Annotated in this window: 16 protein-coding genes, 2 tRNA genes and 1 other RNA gene; 8 read left to right on the forward strand and 11 right to left on the reverse strand. The window is 72.2% G+C overall.

Annotation, left to right across the window (positions count from 1 at the left end; genetic code table 11):
• Position 1: 1 nt before the first annotated feature.
• Positions 2–1,429: an NAD(P)-binding domain-containing protein gene (locus tag SCNRRL3882_RS21345; protein WP_010045078.1), complete on the reverse strand. Its 1,428-nt coding sequence runs from the start codon at positions 1,427–1,429 to the stop codon at positions 2–4.
• Positions 1,430–1,528: 99 nt separating this feature from the next.
• Between SCNRRL3882_RS21345 and SCNRRL3882_RS21350 the strand changes: the two genes are divergently transcribed.
• The gene (locus SCNRRL3882_RS21350; RefSeq protein ID WP_029181536.1) at positions 1,529–1,906 is read left to right on the forward strand and encodes an ArsR/SmtB family transcription factor; all 378 of its coding nucleotides are present in this window, start codon (positions 1,529–1,531) and stop codon (positions 1,904–1,906) included.
• 34 nt (positions 1,907–1,940) lie between these two features.
• Here the strand turns inward: SCNRRL3882_RS21350 and gap are convergent, their stop codons facing one another.
• The 4 genes from gap to SCNRRL3882_RS21370 form a co-directional block, all read right to left on the reverse strand.
• Positions 1,941–2,939 (reverse strand): type I glyceraldehyde-3-phosphate dehydrogenase, encoded by a 999-nt coding sequence (gene gap, locus SCNRRL3882_RS21355; RefSeq protein WP_010045075.1) that lies wholly within the window; start codon positions 2,937–2,939, stop codon positions 1,941–1,943.
• Between the two features lie 163 nt (positions 2,940–3,102).
• The gene (locus SCNRRL3882_RS21360) at positions 3,103–4,059 is read right to left on the reverse strand and encodes a GlxA family transcriptional regulator (RefSeq protein ID WP_010045073.1); all 957 of its coding nucleotides are present in this window, start codon (positions 4,057–4,059) and stop codon (positions 3,103–3,105) included.
• Between the two features lie 9 nt (positions 4,060–4,068).
• Positions 4,069–5,181: an ACR3 family arsenite efflux transporter gene (arsB, locus tag SCNRRL3882_RS21365; protein ID WP_010045071.1), complete on the reverse strand. Its 1,113-nt coding sequence runs from the start codon at positions 5,179–5,181 to the stop codon at positions 4,069–4,071.
• On the reverse strand, positions 5,178–5,486 hold the full coding sequence (locus tag SCNRRL3882_RS21370; protein ID WP_010045067.1) for an ArsR/SmtB family transcription factor: 309 nt from the start codon (positions 5,484–5,486) through the stop codon (positions 5,178–5,180). Before SCNRRL3882_RS21370 ends, arsB begins: the two co-directional genes overlap by 4 nt.
• Positions 5,487–5,577: 91 nt before the next feature.
• On the opposite strand from SCNRRL3882_RS21370, the gene SCNRRL3882_RS21375 reads away from it, so the two are divergent.
• Positions 5,578–6,000 carry an arsenate reductase ArsC gene (locus SCNRRL3882_RS21375; RefSeq protein WP_010045065.1) on the forward strand — a complete coding sequence of 141 codons (423 nt, stop codon included), beginning with the start codon at positions 5,578–5,580 and terminating at the stop codon, positions 5,998–6,000.
• Between the two features lie 111 nt (positions 6,001–6,111).
• On the opposite strand, the gene SCNRRL3882_RS21380 is transcribed toward SCNRRL3882_RS21375, so the two are convergent.
• Positions 6,112–6,199, reverse strand: a tRNA-Ser gene (locus SCNRRL3882_RS21380).
• Positions 6,200–6,271: 72 nt separating this feature from the next.
• Here SCNRRL3882_RS21380 and ffs point away from each other — a divergent pair.
• The 6 genes from ffs to SCNRRL3882_RS21410 all read left to right on the forward strand — a co-directional run bounded on the left by ffs (position 6,272) and on the right by SCNRRL3882_RS21410 (position 15,261).
• Positions 6,272–6,370, forward strand: an RNA gene (ffs, locus tag SCNRRL3882_RS21385) — signal recognition particle sRNA small type.
• Between the two features lie 53 nt (positions 6,371–6,423).
• Complete coding sequence (locus SCNRRL3882_RS21390) at positions 6,424–8,934, forward strand: DNA polymerase III subunit gamma and tau (RefSeq protein ID WP_010045063.1); 2,511 nt, start codon at positions 6,424–6,426, stop codon at positions 8,932–8,934.
• A gap of 169 nt (positions 8,935–9,103) precedes the next feature.
• Complete coding sequence (gene purD, locus SCNRRL3882_RS21395) at positions 9,104–10,354, forward strand: phosphoribosylamine--glycine ligase (protein WP_010045061.1); 1,251 nt, start codon at positions 9,104–9,106, stop codon at positions 10,352–10,354.
• Between the two features lie 390 nt (positions 10,355–10,744).
• Positions 10,745–12,613, forward strand: a complete 1,869-nt coding sequence (locus tag SCNRRL3882_RS21400; RefSeq protein WP_010045059.1) for a hypothetical protein — start codon at positions 10,745–10,747, stop codon at positions 12,611–12,613.
• 203 nt (positions 12,614–12,816) lie between these two features.
• A complete protein-coding gene (locus SCNRRL3882_RS21405) occupies positions 12,817–14,292 on the forward strand; it encodes a N,N-dimethylformamidase beta subunit family domain-containing protein (RefSeq protein ID WP_010045057.1) in 1,476 nt (491 codons plus the stop codon).
• 69 nt (positions 14,293–14,361) lie between these two features.
• A complete protein-coding gene (locus tag SCNRRL3882_RS21410; RefSeq protein ID WP_010045054.1) occupies positions 14,362–15,261 on the forward strand; it encodes a phosphoribosylaminoimidazolesuccinocarboxamide synthase in 900 nt (299 codons plus the stop codon).
• A 55-nt stretch (positions 15,262–15,316) separates the two neighbouring features.
• On the opposite strand, the gene SCNRRL3882_RS21415 is transcribed toward SCNRRL3882_RS21410, so the two are convergent.
• The 5 genes from SCNRRL3882_RS21415 to SCNRRL3882_RS21435 form a co-directional block, all read right to left on the reverse strand.
• A tRNA-Gly gene (locus SCNRRL3882_RS21415) sits at positions 15,317–15,392 on the reverse strand.
• 22 nt (positions 15,393–15,414) lie between these two features.
• Positions 15,415–16,035 (reverse strand): response regulator transcription factor, encoded by a 621-nt coding sequence (locus SCNRRL3882_RS21420; RefSeq protein ID WP_010045051.1) that lies wholly within the window; start codon positions 16,033–16,035, stop codon positions 15,415–15,417.
• The gene (locus tag SCNRRL3882_RS21425; protein WP_010045050.1) at positions 16,032–17,309 is read right to left on the reverse strand and encodes a sensor histidine kinase; all 1,278 of its coding nucleotides are present in this window, start codon (positions 17,307–17,309) and stop codon (positions 16,032–16,034) included. The genes SCNRRL3882_RS21420 and SCNRRL3882_RS21425 overlap by 4 nt, the downstream gene beginning before the upstream one ends.
• Before the next feature lie 22 nt (positions 17,310–17,331).
• Positions 17,332–18,135: an ABC transporter permease gene (locus SCNRRL3882_RS21430; RefSeq protein WP_010045049.1), complete on the reverse strand. Its 804-nt coding sequence runs from the start codon at positions 18,133–18,135 to the stop codon at positions 17,332–17,334.
• Positions 18,132–19,100, reverse strand: coding sequence for an ABC transporter ATP-binding protein (locus SCNRRL3882_RS21435; RefSeq protein WP_010045047.1), 969 nt, complete (start codon positions 19,098–19,100; stop codon positions 18,132–18,134). Before SCNRRL3882_RS21435 ends, SCNRRL3882_RS21430 begins: the two co-directional genes overlap by 4 nt.
• Positions 19,101–19,195: the final 95 nt, after the last annotated feature.

A 19,195-nucleotide genomic window follows, 5' to 3' on the forward strand; every position in this document is an offset into this window, starting at 1 on the left:
TTCAGCAGCCGCTGGAGGCGGTGGCCGGCGTGCCGGTGCCGGTCTGCGCGGTGACCGGAGTGGCGCAGCAGCCTCCGTTCTCAGCCGGGGCGGTGCCGGGCTCGTCGAACAGGCCGGCCCCGCCGCACACGCCGGTCTGAGGCAGGGTCAGCTCGACCCGCTCGGCGGCCGCACGGTCTCCGGCGATCGCGGCGGTGACGGAGCGGACCTGCTCGTAGCCGGTCATCGCGAGGAATGTGGGCGCGCGGCCGTAGGACTTCATGCCGACCAGGTAGACGCCCTGCTCCGGGTGGGAGAGCTCGTTCACGCCGTGCGGGTGGACGGTGCCGCAGGAGTGGACGTCGGGGTCGATGAGCGGGGCCAGGGCGGTGGGCGCCTGGAGGCGGTCGTCCAGGCCGAGGCGGAGCTCGGAGAGGAAGGACAGGTCCGGACGGAGACCGGTCAGGACGATCAGCTCGTCGACCGGGTCCAGGCGGCGCCCGTCCTCGGCGACCAGGACCGCCCTGGCACCGTCCCGCTCGACGGCCTGCGTACGGAACCCGGTGACCGCGCTCGCGCGGCCTTCGTCCACCGCGGCCTTGGCGCGCAGGCCGAGGGCGCCGCGCGCGGGCAGCTGGTCGGCCTCGCCGCCGCCGAACGTCGAGCCGGTGATGCCGCGGCGCAGGATCCACACCGCGTGCGTGCCCGGCTCCTCCTTCGCGAGGTCGGCGAGGACGGCGAGGGCCGTGAAGGCGGAGGCGCCGGAGCCGACCACGGCGGTGCGCCGACCCGCGTACCGGGCGCGGACGGCGGGGTCGCCCAGGTCGGGGATGCGGTAGGAGATGCGTCCGGCGGTGGCCTTCTCGCCGAGGGCGGGCAGACCGTCGGCGCCCAGCGGGCCGGGGAGGGACCACGTGCCCGAGGCGTCGATGACCGCGCGGGCGCTGATCCGTTCCTCGCGGCCGTCGGCCGACAGGATGTGCACGGCGAAGGGCTGCTCGTCGCGGCCGGAGCCGACGACGCGGTCGCGTCCGGCGCGGGCGACGCCGGTGACGGTGGCGCCGTAGCGGACCTTGTCGCCGAGGACGTCGGCGAGGGGCTGGAGGTACTGCTTCGCCCAGTCACCGCCGGTGGGATACGCGGCGCCGTCGGGGCGGACCCAGCCGGTCGGGGCGAGGAGCTTCTCGGCGGCGGGGTCGGTGATTTCTGCCCAGCGGGAGAACAGCCGCACGTGTGACCACTCCCGTACGGCGGTGCCGGCCGACGGCCCGGCTTCCAGGACCAGGGGTTCGACACCGCGCTCGACGAGGCGGGCGGCGGCGGCCAGGCCGACCGGGCCGGCGCCGATGACCACGACGGGCGGCTCGTCGGTGGTGGGCACGTTCTTGATGGACACGGCCACGAGACTCCCCTTGCTTCGACGTTCGTCGATGACCTGTGGAGCCAGCATGACACCTGCTTCGACAAGCGTCAACATAGACGTTCATCGAAATCGAAGCCTCTTGGTTCCTCCTTCTTCGCTTGGTTCGACGTGTGTCAACATAGATGCATGTCGAATACGAAGGTGCTGCCGCTGCTGGAACCCGAAGGTGCCGAGGCTGTGGCGCCGTGCTGCCCGCCGCTCACCGAGCGCCCGTTCACCGCCGAGGAGGCCGAGACGGCCGCCCGGATGTTCAAGGCCCTGGGTGATCCGGTGCGGCTGCGGCTGTTCTCGGCGGTGGCCTCGCACGAGGGCGGCGAGGCGTGCGTGTGCGACATCTCCGACGTCGGCGTCTCCCAGCCGACCGTCTCCCACCACCTGAAGAAGCTCAAGGAGGCGGGGCTGCTCACCTCCGAGCGGCGCGGCACCTGGGTCTACTACCGGGTCGAGCCGTCCGTGCTGGCCGCGATGGGCAAGCTGCTGACCATCGCGCCGGCCGCAGTCTGACTGCCGGCCGCAGTCCGACCCGCGAGTCGAATCTTCAGCGGGTGGCGAGGAACTCCAGCGTGTCGATCACGCGGTTCGAGAAGCCCCACTCGTTGTCGTACCAGGCGACGACCTTCACGTGGCGGCCGTCGACACGGGTGAGGGCGGAGTCGAAGATCGACGAGGCCGGGTTGCCGGTGATGTCGGAGGAGACGAGCGGATCCTCGGAGTACTCGAGGATGCCGGCGAGCCGTCCCTCTGCCGCGTTCCGGTAGGCCGCCAGCACGTCGTCGCGCGTCACGTCGCGGGCGACGGTCGTGTTGAGTTCGACGATCGAGCCCACCGGCACCGGTACGCGGATCGAGTCGCCCGACAGCTTGCCGTCGAGGTTCGGCAGCACCAGGCCGATCGCCTTGGCGGCGCCGGTCGTGGTCGGCACGATGTTGACCCCGGCGGCACGGGCACGGCGGGCGTCGCGGTGCGGACCGTCCTGAAGGTTCTGCTCCTGCGTGTAGGCGTGCACCGTCGTCATGAAGCCGTGCTCGATACCGGCGAGTTCGTCGAGCACCCAGGCCAGCGGAGCGAGCGCGTTGGTCGTGCAGGAGGCGTTCGAGACGATCGTGTGCAGGTCCGGGTCGTAGGCCTCGGTGTTGACCCCGAACGCGAGCGTGACGTCGGCGCCGTCCGACGGCGCGCTGACGAGCACCTTCTTCGCGCCCGCGTCGAGGTGCGCGCGGGCGGCCTCGGCCGAGGTGAAACGGCCCGTCGCCTCCAGGACGACATCGACGCCGAGGTCGGCCCACGGCAGTTGCGCCGGTTCGCGCTCGGCCAGCACCGTGATCCGACGGCCGTCGACGACGAGGACGTCCCCGTCGACGGTCACCGGACGCCCGAGCCGGCCGGCGGTGCTGTCGTAGGCGAGCAGCCGGGCGAGCGTGGCGGGCTCGGTGAGGTCGTTGACGGCGACGATCTCCAGGGCGCTGTCGCGTTCCAGCAGGGCGCGCAGCACATTGCGTCCGATGCGGCCGAATCCGTTGATGGCGATGCGAGTCATGAGTGATGTCCCTTCCCTTCACCACCAGGCTCGCGCGCGGCTCACGCCGCGGACAGTGGCGCGATCGCCACGGTTCAAAAGGATCCCGCCAAGGGGTTCACGAAAACCCCGCCAGGGGGTCAAGGGACCCCGCCAGGAGGTTCAAGGGGATCCCGCCACGGTGCTACTCGCCCCGGGTGAAAGTTCGCCGGTACTCGCTCGGGGTGGTGCCGAGGACGCGCTGGAAGTGCAGGCGCAGGTTCGCGCCGGTACCGAGACCGACGTCCGCGGCGATCTGCTCGACACTCCGCTTCGACCGCTCGAGCAGTTCGCGGGCCAGGTCGATGCGGGCGCGCAGCACCCACTGCATCGGCGTGTAGCCGGTCTCCTCGACGAAGCGCCGGGAGAACGTACGCGGCGACACCCCGGCCTGCCGCGCCAGTACGTCGAGGGTGAGGGGCTCGCCGAGGTGGCGCAGCGCCCACTCGCGGGTGGCGCCGAAGCGCTCGCCGAGCGGCTCGGGGACGCTGCGCGGCACGTACTGGGCCTGGCCGCCGCTGCGGTAGGGGGCCGCGACCAGACGGCGGGCCGCGTGGTTGGACGCGGCCACCCCGTGGTCGGCGCGCAGGATGTGCAGGCACAGGTCGATGCCGGAGGCGGCGCCGGCCGAGGTGAGCAGGCTGCCCTCGTCGACGAACAGCACGTTCTCGTCGACCTGGACGAGCGGATGCCTGGCCATGAGGGCTCGTGTGTAGTGCCAGTGCGTCGTGGCGCGCCTGCCGTCGAGCAGGCCTGTGGCGGCGAGCGCGAAGGCGCCCGTCGAGATGGCGGCGAGCCGCGCACCCCGGTCGTGCGCCGCGATCAGTGCGTCGAGGACGGCCTGCGGCGGGTCGTCGCGGTCCGGGAACCGGTAGCCGGGGACGAAGACGATGTCGGCCCACGCAAGGGCGTCGAGGCCGTGGGCGACGTAGTACGCGAGGCCGTCGCCGCCGGTCACGACACCGGGTGTCGCCCCGCACACCCGCACCTCGTACGGCATGCTCGCGCGGGTCGTGAAGACCTGCGCGGGAATTCCGACATCGAGCGGCTTCGCACCCTTGAGCACCAGGACGGCGACGCGATGCAGGCGGGAGGCTGGCACAGGAAGAGGTTAGAAGAGGTTGTGCGGGCCGTGACTCCGCTCCGTCCACCGCGCGAACCTGCGCCGCCAGGCCAGGGACACATGCACGAGCGCGACCAGCACCGGCACCTCGATCAGCGGCCCGACCACACCGGACAGCGCCTGCCCGGAGGTCACGCCGAAGGTGGCGATGGCGACCGCGATGGCCAGCTCGAAGTTGTTGCCCGCCGCGGTGAAGGCGAGCGTGGCGGTGCGGTCGTAGGCCAGACCGATGGCCTTGCCGAGGGCGAAGCTGCCGAACCACATCACGGCGAAGTAGACGAGCAGCGGCAGGGCGATGCGGGCGACGTCCAGCGGCTGCGAGGTGATCGTCTTCCCCTGCAGCGCGAAGAGGACGACGATCGTGAAGAGCAGTCCGTACAGCGCCCACGGGCCGATCCTCGACAGGAAGGTGTTCTCGTACGTGTCGCGGCCGAGCCTCCTCTCGCCGACGCGGCGGGTGAGGAACCCGGCCAGCAGCGGGATGCCGAGGAAGATGACGACGTTCAGCGCGATCTTCCACAGGGAGATGTCGAGATGTTCGCCGTCGCCGAGGCCGAGCCGGCCGGGCAGCAGGTCGAGGTAGAACCAGCCCAGCAGGCCGAAGGCGACGACCTGGAAGACCGAGTTGAGGGCGACCAGGACGGCCGCGGCTTCGCGGTCGCCGCAGGCGAGGTCGTTCCAGATGACGACCATGGCGATGCAGCGCGCCAGGCCCACGATGATCAGGCCGGTGCGGTACTCGGGCAGGTCCGGCAGGAAGGTCCACGCCAGCGCGAACATCACGGCCGGGCCGAGGACCCAGTTGATGACCAGCGACGACACCATCAGCCTCCGGTCGCCGGTGACAGCGTCGAGCTTGTCGTAGCGGACCTTCGCCAGGACCGGATACATCATGATCAGCAATCCGACGGCGATGGGCAGCGAAATGCCACCGATCTCCACCTTCGCCAGGGCGTCGTCCAGGCCGGGGATCAGCCGGCCGAGCCCGAGGCCGAGGGCCATGGCGAGCAGGATCCATACGGCGAGGAAGCGGTCGAGCGTCGACAGCTTCGCGGCGACCGAGGGCTCCTCGGTGGTCGCGGGCGCTTCGGTGGAGGTCACGGGCAGGCCCTCTTGTTGTCGGCGGCGGTGCGAGCGACCGCGGCCAGGTCGGCGAGCTGCCCGGCGAGCTGGGCGATGACGTCCGGCCTGAGCTTGTAGTAGGTCCATCGGCCGCAAGGCTCGGTCTCGACGACCCCGGCCTCGCGCAGCACTCTCAGATGGTTGGAGAGGTTGGTCTGCCGGGCACCGGTCTCCTCCACCAGGTGGGTGGTGCACAGCGTCTCTTCGGCGAGCAGGGTCACGATCCGGAGCCGAAGCGGGTCGGCCAGAGCCCGCATCAGATCAGTGTCGACTGACGTCAGCATGCGCTGATACTGTCACGCCGGCGGTGGCTGACACCATCGGGTGCTGATGTCATTCGCTCCTGATGCCGTCGTGAGACAAGAGAGACCTCTGATGTCCGACAAGCCCTCCGTGCTCTTCGTCTGTGTCCACAACGCGGGCCGTTCCCAGATGGCCGCGGCGTGGCTGAGCCACCTGGCCGGGGACCGCGTCGAGGTCCGCTCCGCCGGCTCCGACCCGGGCGACCAGGTCAACCCCGCCGCCGTCGAAGCGATGCGGGAGGTCGGCATCGACATCTCCTCCGAGACCCCGAAGATCCTGACGGTCGACGCGGTCGAGGAGTCGGACATCTGCATCACCATGGGCTGCGGCGACACCTGCCCGGTCTTCCCCGGCAAGCGCTACCTGGACTGGCAGCTGGAGGACCCGGCCGGCCAGGGCGTCGAGGCGGTCCGCCCGATCCGCGACGACATCAGGAAGCTGGTCGAGGACCTGATCGAGGAGATCGCCCCGGAGAAGCCGGAGAAGCCGGCGTGAGCACGGGCGAGACAGGCCGGGATCTTCCAGCCGTCGAGAACTGCAACCACGCACGTCGAAGGGCCCCACCGCAAGCGGTGGGGCCCTTCGACATCGTGCCCGGTGAGGCACTGGCGGAGGATACGAGATTCGAACTCGTGAGGGGTTGCCCCCAACACGCTTTCCAAGCGTGCGCCCTAGGCCTCTAGGCGAATCCTCCGCCGGAAACATTACATGACCGAGAGGAGTGCTCGCGAACTCGTTCCCTGCCCCAGACATCAGGTAGCCTTGGCGCAGCCCCTCACGCGGCGCTATCTGACTGAACTCCCCCAGGGCCGGAAGGCAGCAAGGGTAGGTTGGCTCTGGCGGGTGCGTGGGGGGCGTTTGCGTTCCGGCCTCCGGTGGCGGGGTCCGTTGTCAGTGGGCGCCTATAACCTCGTATGCGTGTCGTCTCTCGCTCTGTACCGCCGCTATCGCCCGGAGACCTTCGCCGAGGTCATCGGGCAGCAGCACGTCACCGACCCGTTGCAGCAGGCGCTGCGCAACAACCGGGTCAACCACGCGTACCTGTTCAGCGGGCCGCGCGGCTGTGGCAAGACGACCAGTGCGCGGATCCTGGCGCGGTGTCTGAACTGCGAGCAGGGCCCTACCCCCACGCCGTGCGGTGAGTGCCAGTCCTGTCAGGACCTCGCGCGCAACGGACCCGGTTCCATCGACGTCATCGAGATCGACGCCGCTTCCCACGGTGGCGTGGACGACGCCCGTGACCTGCGCGAGAAGGCCTTCTTCGGACCTGCCCGCAGCCGGTACAAGATCTACATCATCGACGAGGCCCACATGGTCACGTCGGCCGGTTTCAACGCGCTGCTGAAGGTCGTCGAGGAGCCGCCGGAGCATCTCAAGTTCATCTTCGCGACCACCGAGCCCGAGAAGGTCATCGGGACCATCCGGTCGCGGACCCATCACTACCCGTTCCGGCTCGTTCCGCCCGGGACCTTGCGGGAGTACCTCGCCGAGGTGTGCCAGAAGGAGGCCATCCCGGTCGAGGACGGTGTCCTCCCCCTCGTCGTGCGCGCCGGTGGCGGGTCCGTGCGTGACTCCATGTCCGTCATGGACCAGCTGCTGGCCGGCGCCGCGGCGGACGGTGTGACGTATGCCATGGCCACCGCCCTGCTCGGATACACCGACGGCTCCCTCCTCGACTCCGTCGTCGAGGCCTTCGCCACCGGTGACGGGTCCGCGGCCTTCGAGGTCGTCGACCGCGTGATCGAGGGCGGGAACGACCCGCGTCGGTTCGTCGCCGACCTGCTGGAGCGCCTGCGTGACCTGGTGATCCTCGCCGCCGTCCCGGACGCGGCCGAGAAGGGGCTCATCGACGCCCCCGCCGACGTCGTCGAGCGCATGCAGGCCCAGGCCGGCACCTTCGGCGCCGCCGAGCTGAGCCGGGCCGCCGACCTGGTCAACGAGGGCCTGACCGAGATGCGCGGCGCCCACTCGTCCCGTCTCCAGCTGGAGCTGATCTGCGCGCGCGTCCTGCTCCCCGCCGCCTACGGCGACGAGCGGTCCGTCATGGCCCGTCTGGACCGGATCGAGCGCGGCGTGAACTTCTCCTCGCAGGGGCCCGCCGGCATGCCCGCCATGGGGTACGCGCCAGGGCCGGAGGGGCATGGGGCAGCGGCGGCTGCTCCGGCGGCCGCTCCCGTGCCGCCGGGTGGCGGTCCGGCCGCGGCCCGGGCGGCGGTCCGCGCCTCTGGAGCGCCGGGCGGCGGGTCCCCCGGGGCCCCCGGCGGGCCCGGTGTCGGCAGCGGCAGTGGCGGTCACGCGCCGGCCGCGGGCGGGCCTGCGCAAGCCCCCGCTGCGGCACGCCAGGAGGCCCAGCAGTCGGCGGTCTCGGGCCCGCCCGCTCCCGCCGAGCCCGCGCCGACCTCCGGCCCCACCGACGGCGGGCGCGCCCAGCCTGCCCAGGCCCAGCCTGCCCAGCCGCCCCGGACACCGCCCGCTCAGTCTCCCGCTCCCTCCGACGCTCCCGCAGCCGCCTCCGCCCCGGCCCCCGGTGCCTGGCCCACCGCGGCCTCCGCCGGCAGCGGCCGTCGCCCGGGCGGCTGGCCCACGGCCAGCTCGGGCGCACCCACACCCGCGTCGAACCCCCCGGCAGCGAGCACCCCAGCTCAGAGCACCCCTGCTCCGAGCGCGCCCACACCCAGCAGCCCCCCACCGGCGCCCTCGGCCCCGGCACCGACCGCTCCGGCCCCCGCCCACGCCCCGGCGCCCGGCGGTCTCGACCCCCGCATGCTCTGGCCGAACATCCTGGAAGCGGTCAAGAACCGCCGTCGATTCACCTGGATCCTGCTCAGCCAGAACGCCCAGGTGACCGGATTCGACGGCACCACCCTCCAGCTCGGCTTCGTCAACGCCGGCGCGCGTGACAACTTCCTGAGCAGCGGCAGTGAGGACGTGCTGCGGCAGGCGCTGGGCGAGCAGTTCAACGTCCAGTGGAAGATCGAGGCGATCGTCGATCCGTCCGGCGGCTCCGCGCCGCAGGCCCCGGGCGGCCCTTCCGGGTTCGGAGGCGGCCAGGGCGGTCACGGCGGCACCGGCGGCTACGGCGGCGGTGGCGGCTACAACGCCGGCGGTGGAGGTGGCGGCTACACCGCCGGCACCGGCAGCGGTAGCGGCGGTACGGCGACCGCCCAGCGCTCCGCCCCCTCCCAGTCGACGGCCCCGTCCGCCCCAGCCCAGCAGTCGAGCGCACCCACCCGCGGCTCCGCCGCGGCCCCCGCACCGACCGCCCCCGTACCCCAGCCCTCCGCCCCGGCGCCCCGGTCCGTCTCCGTCGAGGACGACATCCCCGAGGACGACGATCCCGACCTCGACGAGTCGGCCCTCTCCGGCCAGGAGCTGATCGTGCGGGAGCTCGGGGCGACGGTGGTGGAGGAGTTCTCGAACGAGCCCTAGGCGGCCGACGAGCCCTACGCGCCCGAGGCAGCCGGAGAAGCCCCGGTCGAAGGGGCCTCGGGCGACCAGCGCCGAAGAGCCCGGGTTGGAGAAACCTCCAACCCAAGATCCCCGCCCCCTTCGGAAGCCCGCACAAAGGGAACCCGCCACCTCCCGTTAGGCTGACCCCGTGAAGGTCCTCGTCATCGGCAGCGGCGCCCGCGAACACGCCCTGTGCCACTCCCTGTCCCACGACCCCGACGTCACCGCGCTGCACTGCGCCCCCGGCAACGCCGGCATCGCGGAGGTCGCCGAGCTGCACCAGGTCGACGCCCTGGACGGCGCGGCCGTCACCGCGCTGGCCACGCGGCTCGGCGCGGACCTCGTGGTCGTCGGCCCGGAGGCGCCGCTCGTCGCCGGTGTCGCCGACGCCGTCCGCGAGGCCGGCATCCCGGTCTTCGGCCCGTCCGGCCAGGCCGCGCAGCTGGAGGGCTCCAAGGCCTTCGCGAAAGACGTCATGGCGGTGGCCGAGGTGCCCACGGCACGGTCGTACGTCTGCACGACTCCGGAGGAGGTCGACGCGGCCCTCGACGCCTTCGGTGCTCCGTACGTCGTCAAGGACGACGGGCTGGCCGCCGGCAAGGGTGTCGTCGTCACGGACGACATCGAGGCGGCCAGGGCCCATGCCGCCGCCTGCGAGCGCGTGGTCATCGAGGAGTACCTGGACGGCCCAGAGGTCTCCCTGTTCGCCGTCACCGACGGCGAGACGGTCGTACCGCTGCAGCCCGCCCAGGACTTCAAGCGCGCGCTGGACGGCGACGAGGGGCCGAACACCGGCGGCATGGGGGCGTACTCGCCGCTGCCGTGGGCCGACCCGAAGCTGGTCGACGAGGTGGTGCAGACGGTCCTCCAGCCGACCGTGGACGAGATGAAGCGCCGCGGCACGCCGTTCTCCGGGCTGCTCTACGCCGGTCTCGCGATCACCTCCCGCGGGGTGCGCGTGATCGAGTTCAACGCCCGCTTCGGCGACCCCGAGACCCAGGTCGTCCTCGCCCGGCTGAAGACGCCGCTGGCCGGTCTCCTGATGGCCGCGGCCACCGGCAACCTCGCCCACCTGGAGCCGCTGCGCTGGAGCGACGACGCGGCCGTGACGGTGGTCGTCGCCTCGCACAACTACCCCGGCACCCCCCGCACCGGCGACCCGATCACCGGTCTCGACGAGGTCGCCGCCCAGGACGCCCCGCACGCCTACGTGCTGCACGCCGGCACCAAGCGCGACGGTGACGCGATCGTCAGCGCGGGCGGCCGCGTCCTGTCCGTCACGGCCACCGGCAAGGACCTCACCGAGGCCCGCGACCGCGCCTACGCGGCCGTCGCCCGCATCCACCTCGACGGCTCCCAGCACCGCACGGACATCGCCGCGAAGGCGGCAGGCGCGTAACCGGCGATTCCGGCACCCGGCGTCACCACCGGCACCCGGCGTCACCACCACTCGTCAACCCCGGCACTCGGCATCACACCATCGCGGGAATCCGACCCGCTCGCTGAACCTCACAGGCCCCGGATCCGTCTCAGGATCCGGGGCCTGAAGTTTCGGTATGCGGGGCCTGATCCTCGCTGTCCGTCATCCACCTCTCCCCAAAGCCATTCCATCGAGTGACCAATGACCTATCGGGCTGACGTGGGGCGGAGCCCCAACTAGGGTGCGGCGCAAAGCGTTCCGGCACTTGGCCCACCGACATTGCGATGTCAGTGGCCGGTGCCACAGTGGGGGAGTGAGCAAGGAAAGCGTCAGGTCAACGGGGAGGGGGTGAGGTCGGTCGTGACCGGAATGGGTGTGGAGGCAGGCGCGCAGGCCGCGCGGTCACGGGCACTCGTCGTGCTGCGCATGCGCAGCCGTGCGCTGGCCGTCGCCCTGCTGCCCGCCGCCGTCGCCGTGATCCTGCTCGCGGGCGCCGCCACCGGCCGTCTCGTCGGCCCCGGCTGGGATGCCGCCCGCTGGATCCTGACGCCCGTCGCGGTCCTCGTGCTGCTCGCCGCCGCCGGTATCGCCCTGGTCGTCGCCCGGGCCCGTCCCGCCATGAGCCCGACCATCCCGATCACCGAGGAAGCGGCCCCCGACCTGTACCGGATGGTGCGCGACCTCGCCGACCGCCTCGATGTCCCCACGCCCTCCGCGATAGCGCTCACACCGGACTGCGACAGCTGGCTGGAGGACCGCACCCACCGGGCCCACGGCCCGCCCCCCGCCGAGGAGCACGACGACATAGCGGGCGGTGGCGGACACGCGCACCGCCGTCACCCGGTCGCGCCGGTCCTCGTCATCGGCTCCCCCTTCCTGTGGTGGATGCGGGTCGGCGAACTGCGTGCGGTCCTCGCTCCGGTCGTCGCCGGTACGGGCCCCTCGGCGCACCCGGACATAGCCGCCGCCCGGCGTTTCGTCCGGGGTCTCGACGCCGCGGTGGCCGTGGCCTCGGCGCCGGAACGCGGGCCGGTGTCGCGGGCCGTCCTGGCCGGTGTCGGCTGGGTGGCCCGGCTGCTGCTGCGCAGTTGCCGTGTGCACGCCGCCGAGATGGAGCGGGGCGTGGCGGCCGCGGCCGCGGAGCGTGCACAGGCTGTGGATTACGGGCTGCGGATCGTCGCCCAGGAGCAGGTGGGCCTGGCGTACGCGGGCTGGGACCGGCTGCTGACCCGGGTCGCGCTGCCCGCCTGGCGGATGGGCCGCTGGCCGTCCCGGCTGGACGCCGGTGTGGTGGCGGCGCTCACGGAGCTGTCCCGGCGCGACCGCCTGGCCGAGGGCTTCGCGTCCCGTCTCGGTGAGCGGCCCGCCTGCGATCTGCTGGAGGAGCCGGGCGCGGTCGACGAGGCGGCCTCCCTGCTCGCCGCCCGCCTCTTCCACGGAGGCCCGGCGGGGCCCGGTCCCGACTGGTCGCCGGTGGGCTGGAGCGAGTATCCGGAGGAGGTCGTGGACCGCAAGTGGCGCATCGACGCGGCCCGGCTCCACCGCGTCCTGGACGCCATGGGCGTCCACCCGGCCCCGGGAGGCACGGCCCCCGACACCGGCGGCCCGACCCTGTCCCGCGTCCTGGACCACCTGACGGACCAGGCCGGAGAGACACCCTTCACCCCCCGAGGCCCGGAACGACCCCCGGACGACGAAGAGGACCTCTCCGGTACGACCCCCCGCAGTGCCACGCTCGCCGCCCGGCTCAGGGCCGAACTGTCCCGCGAGGAAGCCACGGCGGCGCCAAGCCCGTCGGCCTCCGCCACTTCGGCCGCCGCCGCCTCGGCCGTCGGCACCTCAGCCGCCGCCACCGCGACGCCAAGCCCGTCGGCCTCCGCCCCCACGACCCCGGCCCCTCCGCCGGCCAGCTCCGTGGACACCCCGCCCACCCCGGACCCCGCAGCCCTCTGGGACGACCGGACCCTTCCCCTCTTCCCCCTCCAGCCCCCGCGTACGGCCCGTGAACTGCTCGCCGACCACCTCACGGCGATGATCTGCTGTGCCGCGATGGACACCGCGGGCGCGACACCGGGCCTGGACTGGCTGGACGGCCCGACCCTCCTCCACAACGGCGAACGCACCGCCGACCTGGCGCCCAAGGTCCTCACCCTGATCGAGGACGGCGACTCCACGCCCCTGCGGGCCTGGCTGGCCGAGCTGGGGATACGACCCGAGAAGCCGGTCCGGCTCGCCTGACCGCCGGAGCACCAGCTTCCGCTTCTGGCCAATTCGAAACGAACAGTGACGAAGTGCGCGCATTATGTGATGTGCTTGGACCGTTCGCGCACATGGCAAGGGCTTGCGACATACGACAAACACATAAGCACGAAGGAACCACACAGGTCGCAGCCCACCACACAGCACGCACACCACGGGGGCGAAGGGGAGGGGAAGCAACCATGGGTTCGGAGCAGATCCGCCGCTGGGAGTCGGGGGCGCTGGCGCACGCCGTGACGGATCCCTTCGGGCAGGGCCCCGTTCCGTGGCTGCGCGGAAACGTGACGTACTTCGACGACAGCGGCCAGGTCGTCCCCTGGTACGTGGACCAGGACCCGGATCAGGCTCCGAAGAAGGGCAGCCGCTCCAGCGGCCCCCGCGCGGCCGACGACGTCCACCGCCAGATCAAGGGCTTCACCTCCACCGGTGCGGTCGCACCCGGCGAGGCCATCGACTTCCACATCACCGTCGACCCGCCGCAGGAGTTCAGCGTCGACATCTACCGCATCGGCCACTACGGCGGTGACGGCGCCGCGAAGATCACCACCAGTCCGCGCCTGTCCGGCATCGTGCAGCCCCCGCCGCTCACGGCGGACCGCACGGTCTCCTGCCACCACTGGTGGCTGTCCTGGCGGCTTCAGATCCCGTCGTACTGGAACATCGGCGCGTACGTCGCCGTCCTCACCACCGCCGACGGCTACCGCTCCCACGTCCCCTTCACGGTCCGCCACGACCAGCCCGCCGACCTGCTCCTCGTCCTGCCCGACATCACCTGGCAGGCGTACAACCTCTACCCGGAGGACGGCCGCACCGGCGCCAGCCTCTACCACGCCTGGGACGAGAAGGGCCGTCTGCTGGGCGAGTCCGAGGCCGCCACCACGGTCTCCTTCGACCGCCCGTACGCGGGCGCGGGCCTTCCGCTGCACGTCGGCCACGCCTACGACTTCATCCGCTGGGCCGAGCGCTACGGCTACGACGTCGCCTACGCCACGGCCGGCGACCTGCACGCGGGCCGCGTCGACCCCACCCGCTACCGCGGCCTGGTCTTCCCGGGCCACGACGAGTACTGGTCGGCCGCGATGCGCGGCGCCGTGGAGCTCGCCCGCGACGCCGGCACCTCGCTCGTCTTCCTCTCCGCCAACACGATGTACTGGCAGGTGGAACTGGGCCCCTCCCCGTCCGGCGTCCCCGACCGCCTGCTGACCTGCCGCAAGCGCCGGGGCCCCGGCAAGCCGGTGCTGTGGCGGGAGATCGACCGGGCGGAGCAGCAGCTCCTCGGCATCCAGTACGCCGGGCCCGTCCCCGTGCCGCATCCGCTGATCGTGCGCAACGCCGGCCACTGGCTGTGGGAGGCGACCGGGGCGCACGAGGGGGACGAGATCGAGGGCCTGGTGGCGGGCGAGGCCGACCGCTACTTCCCACGCACCCCACTGCCCGAGCACGAGGAGCGCGTGCTGCTCGCCCACTCGCCGTACACGGACAAGGAGGGCGCGCCGCGCCACCAGGAGACGTCCCTGTACCGCGCCCCCTCCGGCGCCTGGGTCTTCGCCTCCGGGACGTTCGCCTGGACCCCGGCCCTGGACCGCCCCGGCCACGTCGACGCCCGCATCCAGCGGGCCACCGCAAATCTCCTGGACCGCATCTGCAAACGCGACTGACCCACTGTCCGCGATCACCCCCGCATACGGGAGAATCGACCTCATTGGACAGAACCACGGGGAGGAACCGTGTCCGGATTCGTAGAGAAGCCCGAGCCGATCCAGGTTCCGGGCCTGGTGCATCTGCACACCGGCAAGGTGCGCGAGCTGTACCAGAACGAGGCGGGCGACCTCGTGATGGTTGCCAGCGACCGCATCTCCGCATTCGACTGGGTGCTGCCGACCGAGATCCCCGACAAGGGCCGGATCCTCACGCAGCTCTCCCTGTGGTGGTTCGACCAGCTCGCCGACCTGATCCCCCACCACGTCCTGAGCACCGAACTGCCGGCCGGCGCCCCCGCCGACTGGGAGGGCCGCACGCTCGTCTGCAAGTCGCTCCAGATGGTCCCCGTGGAGTGCGTGGCCCGCGGCTACCTGACCGGCTCGGGCCTGGTCGAGTACAACGAGTCCCGCACGGTCTGCGGCCTCGCCCTGCCGGAGGGCCTGGTCGACGGCAGCGAACTGCCCGCCCCGATCTTCACCCCGGCCACCAAGGCCGCCGTCGGCGACCACGACGAGAACGTCTCCTACGAGGAGGTCGCCCGCCAGGTCGGCGCCGACACCGCCGCCCGGCTGCGCCAGGCGACCCTCGCCGTCTACTCCCGGGGCCGGGACATCGCCCGCGACCGGGGCATCATCCTCGCGGACACGAAGTTCGAGTTCGGCTTCGACGGCGACACCCTGGTCCTCGCGGACGAGGTCCTCACCGCGGACTCCTCGCGCTTCTGGCCGGCCGACCAGTGGCAGCCGGGCCGCTCGCAGCCGTCGTACGACAAGCAGCACGTCCGCGACTGGCTGACCTCGGCGGAGTCCGGCTGGGACCGCAAGAGCGAGCAGCCGCCGCCCGTGCTGCCGCAGCAGGTCGTCGACGCCACCCGCGCCAAGTACGTGGAGGCGTACGAGCGCCTGACCGGCATGAGCTGGACGTAGGACCCGCACGCAGGACGCGGAGAAGCCCCCCGGCCGGAACCGGGGGGCTTCTCGCTGGAGCGAACGACGAGGTTCGAACTCGCGACCTCAACCTTGGCAAGGTTGCGCTCTACCAACTGAGCTACGTTCGCCTGCGCCGTGGCGCGGGAACCACTATACCCAACCTCGCTCCCGCGCGAGCCGCACCGCGGCATGCCGGTTCTCCGCCCCCAGCTTCGACACGGCCGACGACAGGTAGTTCCGCACGGTCCCCTGCGACAGCGCGGCCCGCTCCGCGATCTCCGCCACGGGCGCACCGTCGGCCGCGAGCTCCAGCACCTCGGCCTCCCGGGCGGTCAGCGGCGAGTCCCCGGCGGCGATCGCGTCGGCGGCCAACTCCGGGTCGACGTAACGGTTCCCGGCGTGCACGGTGCGAATGAGCTCCGCGAGCCGCTGCGCACTCACGGTCTTCGGCACGAACCCCCGCACCCCGGCCTCCAGCGCCCGCTTCAGATGCCCGGGCCGCCCGTGGCTGGTGACGATGAGCACCTTGCACCCGGGCAGTTCGGTCCGCAGTGATGTGGCGACCTTCACACCGTCGGCGCCGGGCATCTGGAGATCCAGCACGGCGACGTCGGGCTTGTGCGCCCGGGCCATCGCCAACGCCTCCGGCCCGGTGGCCGCCTCGGCGACGACCATCAGGTCGTCCTCCAGTGACAGCAGCGCGGCGAGCGCCCCACGAATGAGGTGCTCGTCATCGGCCAGCAGCAGCCGCACCGGCTCTACGGCCGTCATGGCGTGACCTCACTCACAGCACGCACGGCGGCAGCGGCCGGGACGGGGCCGGAAGGCGCAGGCCCCGACGCCAGCGGAACCTCGGCCGTCAGCAGGAACCGCCCCTTCCCCACCGGCCGGGCCTCCAGCGCTCCGCCGATCTCCGCCAGCCGCCCCCGCAACCCGGCGAGCCCGGAGCCGGAACCGCCGCCGGCCGTCGCCTCCTCGCTCACCCCGTCGTTCTCCACGGACAGCACCACGCGCCCCTGCAGCACCCGCAGCCTCACCGTGCACCGACGGGCGTCCCCGTGCCGCAGGACGTTCGTCGCCGCCTCCCGGACCACCCATCCCAGGGCGGACTGCACCGCGACCGGCAGCCCGGACGGCGTCGCCCCGCTCACCGCGCACTCGATGCCGGCCGCTGCCAGCACGCCCTGCGCCCCGGCCAGTTCCGTCGCGAGGTCGGCCTCGCGGTAGCCGCGCACGACCTCGCGCACCTCCCGCTGCGACTCCCGGGCGAGCCGCTGCACCTCGACCATCTGCGCCACGGCCTCCTGTCGCCCTCGCTGGGCCAGCTGCACGGCCAGCTCGCTCTTGAGCGCGATGACGGCGAGGTTGCGCCCCATGACGTCGTGCAGATCCCGCCCGAACCTCAGCCGTTCCTCGGCGACGGCGAGCCGGGCCCGGGTCTCGCGGGCCTCGTCGAGTTCGTAGACGGCGTTGAGGAGCCACACGGAGAAGGCGGCCGTGAAGGCGAGGAACATGCCGCCGACCAGCACGATCACCGCCATGATCAGTGCCGCGAGCGCGGAGAAGCCCAGCGCGAACGCCGAGGCCCAGGAGCCCGCGGCGAAGCCGCCCGTGATCCCGAACACCCGCCGCCGGTCGCGGACGCCGAGCGCGATGATGGCGGGACTGAAGATCAGGACGACTCCGAAGACCCCACCCGCGGCGGTTTCCACGCTTTCGCCGTCCGGCCCGTGCTCGGCGATGCCGATCGCGGCGACGGCGACCGCCGCCGAGACGGCCGCCAGGGTCCACATCAGCCGTACGGGCTGGGGCCTGCGGCCACGCGTCCAGTCGACCGACCGTGAGACGGTCACGCAGCAGAAGACGGCGTGCACACCCACCATCACCAGCACCACGCCGCCCAGCCGTGCCCCCAGCGGAGCCACGGACGTGAGCCCGACGGAGAAGAACTCCATCACCGCGAAGAAGTGGAACGACCACCGCGTGTACGTCTCGACCTTCTCCGGCGTGGTCTTGCGCCGCCACCACCTGCCCGGCCCGCGCATCAGCCCGTCACTCCCCCTTCGGTCAGCGCCGCGGTTCCCAGCGGAACCACCGCCGTACAGCAAACACCGCGATGACGATCCAGGCCATCGCCGTCGCCAGGGCGCCCAGCGCCTCGTACGCCGACAGATCGCCGGTCCAGCCGCCGCGCACCAGGGTGACGACGGGCGTCAGCGGCAGCAGTTCGCAGACGGAGGCCACCCGGTCCGGCAGCAGCTCCAGCGGGACTAACATGCCGGAGCCCAGCGTCGAGACGAGCATCAGCGGCATCGGCGTGACCTGGGCGCTCTCGCCGGTCCTGGTCACGGCGGCGGTGGCCGCGGCGAGGGCCGCGCACATCACGAGCCCCAACAGCAGCCCGACGACGGCCAGAAGGGGCGCGGACGGCGCGGACAGATCCAGCAGGACCGAGCAACCCGCCGCCAGCAGCAGGCACTGCACGATCCCGATGAGTACTGCCGACAGCGCCGTACCGGCCAGGATCTCGACGTCCCGTAGCTCACCGGTGCGCAGCCGCTTGAGGACGAGTTCCTCACGCCGGACGACGAGGGCGCCGACGAGCACCGAGTAGACGGCGAACAGCAGGGAGAAGCCGACCGCTGCGGGCAGCACCAGCGTGCCGGTGTTCAGCCCGGCTTCGGCGAGGTCCATCTCCTTGGCCGCCGACCGCACGCTGACCGGCATCACCAGCGGTAAGAACAGCGCCGCGACGAGTGCCCCCCTGGTCCGCCCGAGCAGGGTCAGTTCGGCACGGGCGAGCGCTGTCATCCGGCTCAGTGGAGTGGTCGCCGCCGACACCGGGCGGGACGTCGTCCGGGTGGCGCTCATGCCGCGTACTCCTTCGTCGTCCCCCTGGCCTGTTCCGCGGAGACCTCCTTGGCGATCCTGAGGAACGCCTCCTCAAGGGAGGCCGACCGCACGTCCAGGCGGCGCAGTTCCACCCGGACCCGCGCGGCCCACATCAGCAGCCCGGTGGCCGTCCGCTGGAGTTCGTGGGTGCGGAGCCGGACGGTCCGGCCGTCGGTCTCGTGCCCGGTCACGCCCAGCTCGCCGAGCGGCGGGAGATCGCCCACGAAGTAGCCCTCGGGCAGCTCGAAGGAGATCCGCGAGGGTTCGGCGGCGGTCACCTCGGCCGGGGTCCCGGTGGTGGCGACGCGACCCTCGTGCATGATCGCCAGCCGGTCGGCGAGGGTCTCGGCCTCCTCCAGGTAGTGCGTGGTCAGCAGCACGGTCGTTCCGCCGTCGCGCAGCGCGCTCACCAACTCCCAGGTGTCGCGGCGGCCTTCGGCGTCCAGCCCGGTGGTCGGCTCGTCCAGGAAGAGCACCTCGGGGTCGCCGAGCAGCGCGAGCGCCAGATCCAGCCGGCGCCGCTGGCCGCCGGACAACTGCTTGACCCGGATGCCGGCCTTCGACTCGAGCCCGACCAGCGCCAGGACCTCCGCCGGTGGCCGCGCCCCGCTCACACACCCCGCCCACATCCGCGCGGTCTCCGCGACGGTCAGCTCCGACGGGAAGCCTCCCTCCTGGAGCATCACGCCGGTGCGCGGCCGTACGAGGGCCCGGTCGGTGTACGGGTCGTGCCCGAGGACCCGCACCCTGCCGCCCGCCGGCGCCGCGAGTCCCTCCAGCAGTTCGACGGTCGACGTCTTGCCCGCGCCGTTGGTGCCCAGCAGGGCGAAGATCTCCCCGCGTCCTACGGAAAAGGTGATTCCGCTTACCGCCTCGAACCCGCCCCCGTACACACGCCGCAGGTCAGTGACCTCAATCACGTGTTCGTGTCCGTTGGTTTCCATGTCCTCAGCGTTCCGGCCCCGTGGTTCCGGGAGCAGTGCGCGCTGTCATCAGTCGGCATGACAAATGTCAGAAGCGGAGAGGGAAACACGAAGAA

Source organism: Streptomyces chartreusis NRRL 3882, assembly GCF_900236475.1.
GTDB lineage: Bacteria > Actinomycetota > Actinomycetes > Streptomycetales > Streptomycetaceae > Streptomyces > Streptomyces chartreusis_D.

Coding starts and splice junctions, on each gene's coding strand:
- SCNRRL3882_RS21345 (WP_010045078.1), bottom strand. CDS start 1,429: ATGCTGGCTCCACAGGTCATCGACGAACGTCGAAGCAAGGGGAGTCTC.
- SCNRRL3882_RS21350 (WP_029181536.1), top strand. CDS start 1,529: ATGTCGAATACGAAGGTGCTGCCGCTGCTGGAACCCGAAGGTGCCGAG.
- gap (WP_010045075.1), bottom strand. CDS start 2,939: ATGACTCGCATCGCCATCAACGGATTCGGCCGCATCGGACGCAATGTG.
- SCNRRL3882_RS21370 (WP_010045067.1), bottom strand. CDS start 5,486: ATGCTGACGTCAGTCGACACTGATCTGATGCGGGCTCTGGCCGACCCG.
- SCNRRL3882_RS21375 (WP_010045065.1), top strand. CDS start 5,578: ATGTCCGACAAGCCCTCCGTGCTCTTCGTCTGTGTCCACAACGCGGGC.
- SCNRRL3882_RS21400 (WP_010045059.1), top strand. CDS start 10,745: ATGGGTGTGGAGGCAGGCGCGCAGGCCGCGCGGTCACGGGCACTCGTC.
- SCNRRL3882_RS21405 (WP_010045057.1), top strand. CDS start 12,817: ATGGGTTCGGAGCAGATCCGCCGCTGGGAGTCGGGGGCGCTGGCGCAC.
- SCNRRL3882_RS21420 (WP_010045051.1), bottom strand. CDS start 16,035: ATGACGGCCGTAGAGCCGGTGCGGCTGCTGCTGGCCGATGACGAGCAC.
- SCNRRL3882_RS21425 (WP_010045050.1), bottom strand. CDS start 17,309: ATGCGCGGGCCGGGCAGGTGGTGGCGGCGCAAGACCACGCCGGAGAAG.
- SCNRRL3882_RS21430 (WP_010045049.1), bottom strand. CDS start 18,135: ATGAGCGCCACCCGGACGACGTCCCGCCCGGTGTCGGCGGCGACCACT.
- SCNRRL3882_RS21435 (WP_010045047.1), bottom strand. CDS start 19,100: ATGGAAACCAACGGACACGAACACGTGATTGAGGTCACTGACCTGCGG.